The organism is Nocardiopsis sp. MG754419 (genome assembly GCF_018207095.1).
Lineage (GTDB): Bacteria > Actinomycetota > Actinomycetes > Streptosporangiales > Streptosporangiaceae > Nocardiopsis.
Genome location: NZ_QOCZ01000064.1, coordinates 21,077 through 27,697, shown reverse-complemented (window position 1 = coordinate 27,697; position 6,621 = coordinate 21,077). Strand labels below are relative to the sequence as shown.

The 6,621-nt window shown below is 72.9% G+C and carries 6 protein-coding genes; 2 read left to right on the top strand and 4 right to left on the bottom strand.

The genetic code is table 11. The features are described from left to right. The first annotated feature begins 121 nt into the window (after nt 1–121). Nucleotides 122–1,930: a helix-hairpin-helix domain-containing protein gene (locus tag DSY14_RS14440; RefSeq protein WP_211717065.1), complete on the top strand. Its 1,809-nt coding sequence runs from the start codon at nt 122–124 to the stop codon at nt 1,928–1,930. 33 nt (nt 1,931–1,963) lie between these two features. On the opposite strand, the gene DSY14_RS14435 is transcribed toward DSY14_RS14440, so the two are convergent. Then, nucleotides 1,964–2,656, bottom strand: coding sequence for a TetR/AcrR family transcriptional regulator (locus DSY14_RS14435; RefSeq protein ID WP_211717064.1), 693 nt, complete (start codon nt 2,654–2,656; stop codon nt 1,964–1,966). Nucleotides 2,657–2,717: 61 nt separating this feature from the next. Between DSY14_RS14435 and DSY14_RS14430 the strand changes: the two genes are divergently transcribed. Next, nucleotides 2,718–4,151 carry a serine hydrolase gene (locus tag DSY14_RS14430; RefSeq protein ID WP_211717063.1) on the top strand — a complete coding sequence of 478 codons (1,434 nt, stop codon included), beginning with the start codon at nt 2,718–2,720 and terminating at the stop codon, nt 4,149–4,151. Here DSY14_RS14430 and DSY14_RS14425 read toward each other — a convergent pair. From DSY14_RS14425 to DSY14_RS14415, 3 genes are all read right to left on the bottom strand, one after another. Further along, nucleotides 4,102–4,863: an SDR family NAD(P)-dependent oxidoreductase gene (locus tag DSY14_RS14425; protein WP_211717062.1), complete on the bottom strand. Its 762-nt coding sequence runs from the start codon at nt 4,861–4,863 to the stop codon at nt 4,102–4,104. The genes DSY14_RS14430 and DSY14_RS14425 overlap by 50 nt on opposite strands. 92 nt (nt 4,864–4,955) lie before the next feature. After that, nucleotides 4,956–5,720, bottom strand: a complete 765-nt coding sequence (fabI, locus tag DSY14_RS14420) for an enoyl-ACP reductase FabI (RefSeq protein WP_211717061.1) — start codon at nt 5,718–5,720, stop codon at nt 4,956–4,958. Between the two features lie 29 nt (nt 5,721–5,749). Beyond that, nucleotides 5,750–6,454, bottom strand: coding sequence for a beta-ketoacyl-ACP reductase (locus DSY14_RS14415; RefSeq protein WP_211717060.1), 705 nt, complete (start codon nt 6,452–6,454; stop codon nt 5,750–5,752). Nucleotides 6,455–6,621: the final 167 nt, after the last annotated feature.

The window sequence follows — 6,621 nt, the reverse complement described above, 5'->3', positions numbered from 1 at the left end:
CGCCTGAGCACTCCCCCACCCACACCGTTCCCGGGGGCGCAGCGGTCGACCCCGCCTCCGATCGTCGCCGTGAGTCGATAGGCTCGCTCGGAAACCACCCACCACCTGACGAGGGGAACCGGTGTCCGAGGTCGTCGAGAAGGTCCATGCCGTCCTTGACCGGATGGGTGCTCCGCGCACCCTCGCACCACGTTTGGTGACCGAGTTGGGCGCACAACCCGCCGCCGCACTGGACGCCGACCCCTGGCTGCTGCTGCGTCTGCCCGGGGTGACCGTGGAGCAGGCCGACTTCTGTGCCCGCAAGCACCTCGGCGACCAGGCGCGCCCCGACGATCCGCGCCGTCTGGCCGCCCTGGTGCGGCACACCCTGCGCACCGCCGCCGGCCGTGGGCACACCGCGGTGGAGGAGAAGCGCCTGGCCACGGTGATCGGCAAGCTCGGCGTCGCGAACCCGATGGCCGCGCTGGAGGCCGCCGTCGAGGCCGAACAGGCCGTGCTGTTCGAGAGCACCGACGAGCCGGACGACGACTTCGACTTCGCCGAGGGCGGCGTCCCCGACGTCCCCGACCCCGAACGCTTCTACGCCCTGCACGACGTCGGTCACGCCGAACAGCGCCTCGGCACCCAGCTGGACCGACTGATCGGCGCGAACGACCCGGTGATGGACTCGTTGACCGCCACCGAGACGGTGGAGGCCGCCGAGGAGAGCGGCGGGTTCGTCCTGTCCGAACAGACCCGTGAGGCCCTGGTGACGGTGGCGTTGCGCCCGGTCACCGTGGTGCGGCACGGACCCGGTGACCGCGCCGAGGTGTCCCGTGCCCTGCACGCCCTGGCCGCGATCGCCGCGGAGAGCCGGGTGGGCATCGCCATCGCCGCGCCCACCGCCGCGACCGCGGCCGCCGTCGACGCCGACCTCGCGCGGGTCGCCGGCACGGCCGACGCCGGCACGACGGACGCCGAAGAGACCGGCCCCGAGACGGCCGACACCGAGACCGACGCGAAGGCCGAGACACCCCCGCGGGCGGTGTCCCTGGCCGCGTTGCTGGACCGTGCGCCGGTCGAGGCCGGCATCGTGGTGTTGTACGAGGCGATGGCGGTGGGCACCGCCCGGATGGCCGAGCTGGTGTCGGTGTGCGCCGACGGCGCGCACCTGGTGTTGCTCTCCAACCCCGACCAGGCGCCCTCCGCCACCCCCGGTCACGTCGTGGTGGACGTGGCCGCCTCGCGGACCGCGCACGTGACCGCCTTGGCCGACGACGCCGAACCCGGCCCCCTCGCCGCGCTGGCCACCGCCGTGGCCTCGGGCGAGTGGACCGCCGTGCAGGCACCCGACCGCGAAGTGGTGCGGGTCCCGGCGGCGTCCGCCGAGGAGGCCGCCCACCGGGTGACGCAGCTGGTCACCGATTCCATCCCCCGCGCGCTGGGCATCGCCGCCGAGGACGTGCAGGTCGTGACCGCCCGTGAGGACGGCCCCGCCGGGGCGCGCTCCCTCAACACCGCCTGCAAGGAACGGCTCAACCCGGGCCCGGGCGCGCACGGAGGCTTCGACGTGGGCGACCGGGTCCTGGTCACCGCCGCCGGCCCCGGGTACGGACCGGGTGACACCGGCCACCTGCGCGGGTTCGACGAAGGTGCCGTGGTGGAACTGACCGGTGGCACCCGGGTGACGGTCACCGACCCGGCGGCGCTCCGTCACGGGTGGGCGATCACCGTGGCCGCCGCGCACGGGGGTCTGTGGCCCGCCGTGGTGGCGGTGTTCCCTCCGCAGGTACCGGTGTCCCGCCCCCAGGTGTACACCGCGCTGACCCGCGCCGTCCGTCATGTGTCCGTCGTGGACGCCACGGACGGAGCCCTGGAGAGCGGGATCCGGGAGAACCCGGCCGCACCCGAACGCACGACCCGGCTGATCCAGATCCTGCGCGGGAGCTGACCCGGGCGCCCCTCCCCGTGGGCTCTGGACGGCTCAGGTGGTGGGCGCCGAACCCGGAGGGCGCAGGCGATCCGAGGAGCGGCCCCGATCGCCGGAGGCGGCTCCGTCGTACTGACGGCACCTGCCGGTGAAGACGGCGTCCACCTCGGTGCGGGCGACGGCGCGGGCCCGGTCGGCGACGCCGGGGACGCCCCGGTGCACCTGGGTGGCCAGGCCCTCGACCACCGCGGCCAAGCGCGCGGCCGCCGTGTCGCGGTCCAGGTCGGCGTCGACCTCTCCGCACTCGACACCGTTGCCGATCGCGCGGGCGAGCTGGGCGTGCAGGTCCTCGGCCGCGCGGGCGTCCACCTCGGCCAGACGGGGGTTGTCCAGGGCCCGCGCGGCCAGGGCGCGGGTGACGCGGTGTTCGGCACGTCGGTTCGGGTCCAGCGGCAGGTACTCGACCAGCGCCGCGCACACGATCCGGGCGATGGAACGTTCGTGCCGGACGCCCTCCTCGGTCAGTGCGCTCACGCGAGCGGCGAGGGCGGAGCTCACCTCCTCGTAGGCGTGCAGCAGCATGTCGTCCTTGCTGCGGAAGTAGTGCTGGACCAGGCCGACGGAGATCCCGGCCCGGGCGGCGGTCCGGGCCACGGTGAGGGCGTCCAGGCCGTCGTCGGCGATGATCTCGCGCACGGCCCGGCTGATCTGGGCTCGGCGTTGGGCGTGGTCCGCGGTTCGTGGCACCGGACGACCGTATCAGTGTACGGTAATAACCATATGACCATACGGTTATCTCGAAGGTCCGATGTCCCTCTCCCCCGCCCTGCTGTCCCTCGCACTGATCACAGCCCTACCGGGCTCCGCCGAGAGCACGCCCACGACGGCCATGGACTCCTATGTCCGCGAACACATGGACGCCGTGGGCACACCGGGCCTGGCCTACGCGGTGGTCGACGCGGAGGGGGTCGTGAACGCGTCCGCCTTCGGCGTGGACGGCGAGGGCGCACCGGTCACGCCCCGGACCCCGTTCCTGTGGGGCTCGGTGGCCAAACCGGTGGCCGCCACGGCGGCGCTCACCCTGGTGGAAGAGGGACTCCTGGACCTGGACACACGGGTCGACGCCCCTCTGCCCGCGTTCTCCGACTTCGCGGCCGCCCCCTCCGTACGCGACCTGCTCACCCAGACCTCCGGCATCACCGCGCGCGCCGGGTTCGCCGTCGGCGACGACTACGGCCCCGACTCCGCCGACACCGACGCGCGTGTGGCCCGGGTGGCCGCGTCCACTCCGGGCACACCGGGCGAGCACGAGTACAGCAGCGCGAACTACCTGGTCCTGGGCGCCGTCATCGAGGCGGTCACCGGCGCCGATCCCTCCTCCTACATGAGGGACGCCGTCCTGGAGCCGGTGGGTATGACGCGCACCTTCACCACCGCCGAGGAGGCCCGCGAGCTGGGCCTGGCCGCCGGTCGGCGCACCTTGTGGGGGGTGCCGGCCCCGGTTCCCCCACAGGTGGACGACGGCGGCGCGACCTACGGGTACCTCGGCGGGGATCTGCGCGCGTTGGCCGCCTTCGACCGGCTCCAGCTCACCGAGGACCCGCCGATCCTGGACACGGCGACCCTGGCCGAGGCGCGGACCGGATCCGTGCGGCTCTCCCCCGAACGCGCCTACGGTCTGGGGTGGCGGGACGCTCCGGTTCCGGGTGTGACCGAACACGTGGTGTGGCACGGCGGTTCCACCCCCGGCCACGCGGCGATGATCCTGGTCCTCCCCGAGAGCGAACGCGCGGTGGTGGTCCTGCAGAACGCCTATGACCACCTGCGCGACGCACGCGTCCAATCCGTCGGCTTCGGCCTGGCGCACCTGGTGACCGGGGGCGACGCGCCGGAGCGACCGGGGACCGACCCGTGGGGGCCGGCGCTGGTGTGGGGGTCCACCGCGTTGGTCCCCCTGTCCGTCGCCGGACTGGTCACCGCCGTGCGCGACCGGGCGCGCGGGAGTATCGGGCGACGGTGGCGGCCGTGGGCCTGGAGCCTGTTCGGCGCCCTGACCCTGGTGATGGCCTCGGCACTGTCGATGCTCGCGGGCGTGCGCACCGGTCTCCTGTGGTTCCCGGAGGGCACGGTGGCGATCCTGATGTCCGCGGCCCTGGGCGGAGCGGCTCTGGTGTGGCGCTCGGTGACCGCGCTCAGATCCGGTCGAGGAAGCCGCCGTCCACCACGAGGTTCTGACCCGTGACGTAGGTGGCGGCCGGGCTGCCCAGGAAGGCCGCCGCACGGGCGACCTCCTCGGGGCGGCCCAGGCGCCCGGTGGGGATCCGGGCGCGGATGCTCTCGTAGAACTCCGGGTCGTTCTCCCGACGCCGGTCCCAGCCGCCCCCGGGGAACTCGGTGGGTCCCGGCGAGACGGTGTTGACGCGTACGCCCTCGGGCGCCCACTCGCGGGCCAACGAGGACGCGTGGTGGTTGAGCGCCGCCTTGACCGCGCCGTAGGAGCGCGCCCCGGCGGGCCGGGTGACGTGCAGCGCCGACGTGGTGGAGATCAGCACGACCGAGCCTCCGATCGCGGAGCGCGTCAGGTGCGGCCGAGCGGCCTCGGTGAGACGCACGAACGGCATGAGGTCGGCGTCGTAGCCCCGCTGCCACTGGTCGGGGGTGGCCGCGCCGCCCCCGGAGACGTTGGAGACCAGCACGTCCAGCCCGCCGAGCGCGGTGGCGGCGTCCTCGATGAAGGCGGGCAGCGTGTCGTGGTCGGTCACGTCCAGGTCGCGGGTGAAGACCATGGAGCCCATCTCGTGCAGCTCACGGGCGGCGCGGGCGAGCGGTTCGGGCGTACGGGCGCACAACGCCAGGTCCGCGCCCTCCTCGGCGAACGCCTGGGCGATGGCGCGGCCGATGCCCCTGCTCGCCCCGGTCACCACGACCTTGGCCCCCGACAGTCCCAGATCCATACGTCCACCTCTCGCACACGCCGTACCGGCCCCGATGCTACACAGCGAAGCGGGCGGCCACGTGGTGCGCCGCCCGCCGTACCGTCCCGGGGTCAGGCTCCGGTCGAGTGGAAACCGCCGTCGACGTGGACGACCTCGCCGGTGGTCGCGGGGAACCAGTCCGAGAGCAGCGCCACGACCGCCTTGGCCGCCGGCTCGGGGTCCTTGACGTCCCAGCCCAGCGGGGCGCGTTCGGGCCAGTGCCGGGCCAGCTCGTCGAAGCCGGGGATGCTGCGCGCGGCCATGGTGCTGAGCGGTCCGGCGGAGACGAGGTTGACCCGCACGTTCCGGTCGCCGACGTACCGCGCGAGGTAGCGCGCGGTGGAGGTCAGCGCGGACTTGGCCACACCCATCCAGTCGTAGATGGGGTAGGAGACGCTGTTGTCGAAGTCGAGGGCGACCACCGATCCACCCCGGTCCATGAGGGGGAGCAGGGCGGTGGTGAGCGACTTCAGGGAGAAGGTGGAGGTGTGCATCGCCTGGGCGACGTCGCTCCACTCGGTGTTGAGGAAGTTGCCGCCCAGGGCGTCCTGCGGGGTGAACCCGATGGAGTGGACGATGCCGTCGAGGCCGTCCACGTGTGCGCCGACCCGCTCCGCCAGGGAGGCCAGGTGCGCGTCGTCGGTGACGTCCAGTTCGAGGACGGGCGGCGTCTCGGGCAGGCGCTGGGCGATGCGCTGCACCAGGCCCAGCCGCCCGTAGCCGGTGAGGACCACGGTGGCGCCCTGCTCCTGGGCCAAGCGGGCGACGTGGAAGGCGATGGAGGAGTCGGTGAGCACCCCGGTGACGAGGATGCGCTTGCCGTCGAGGATTCCCATGGCGGTCCGTTCTGTGTGGTGCGGGTCGGTCAGTGGCCCATGCCGAGGCCGCCGTCGACCGGGATGACGGCGCCGCTGATGTAGCCACCGCCGGGACCGGCGAGGAAGGCGACCGTGCGGGCGATGTCCTCGGTCAGACCGAGACGGCCGAGGGGGATGTTCTTCTTGATCTCCGCCTGGCGGTCCTCGGACAGGGCGTCGGTCATGTCGGTCTCGATGAAGCCGGGGGCGACCACGTTCACGGTGATGTTGCGCGAGCCGAGCTCGCGGGCCAGGGAACGGCCGAAGCCGACCAGACCGGCCTTGGAGGCCGCGTAGTTGACCTGGCCACCGGACCCGAGCAGACCCACCACGGACGAGATGAGGACGATACGGCCGGAGCGCTTGCGCATCATGCCGCGCACGGCGCGCTTGGCGACCCGGAAGGCGCCGGTGAGGTTGGTGTCCAGGACCGAGGAGAAGTCGTCCTCGCTCATCAGGGCGAGGAGCTGGTCCTTGTTCACACCGGCGTTGGCCACGAGGACCTCGACCGGGCCGTGGGTCTCCTCGACCTCCTTGAAGGCGGCGTCGACCTGGGCGGAGTCGGTGATGTCACAGCGCACGCCCAGCAAGCCCTCCGGAGGCTCGCCGGACCGGTAGGTCACCGCGACCTTGTCGCCGTTCGCGGCCAGTTCACGGGCGATGGCCAGGCCGATTCCGCGGTTGCCGCCGGTGACCAGTACCGAACGCGACATAGGGGCTCCTCGAAGTCTGGTGGCCGCGCACAGCCACGTCGTGTGTTGCTCTCTGGGTGGGGATCGCCATGCAGCGTATCGAGCTACCTGTCGGTAGCCGCAACCGAGGTCAGAACGGACCATCGATGACGAACACCCACAGAATCCGTGGATGTGGTAGGGGTCGG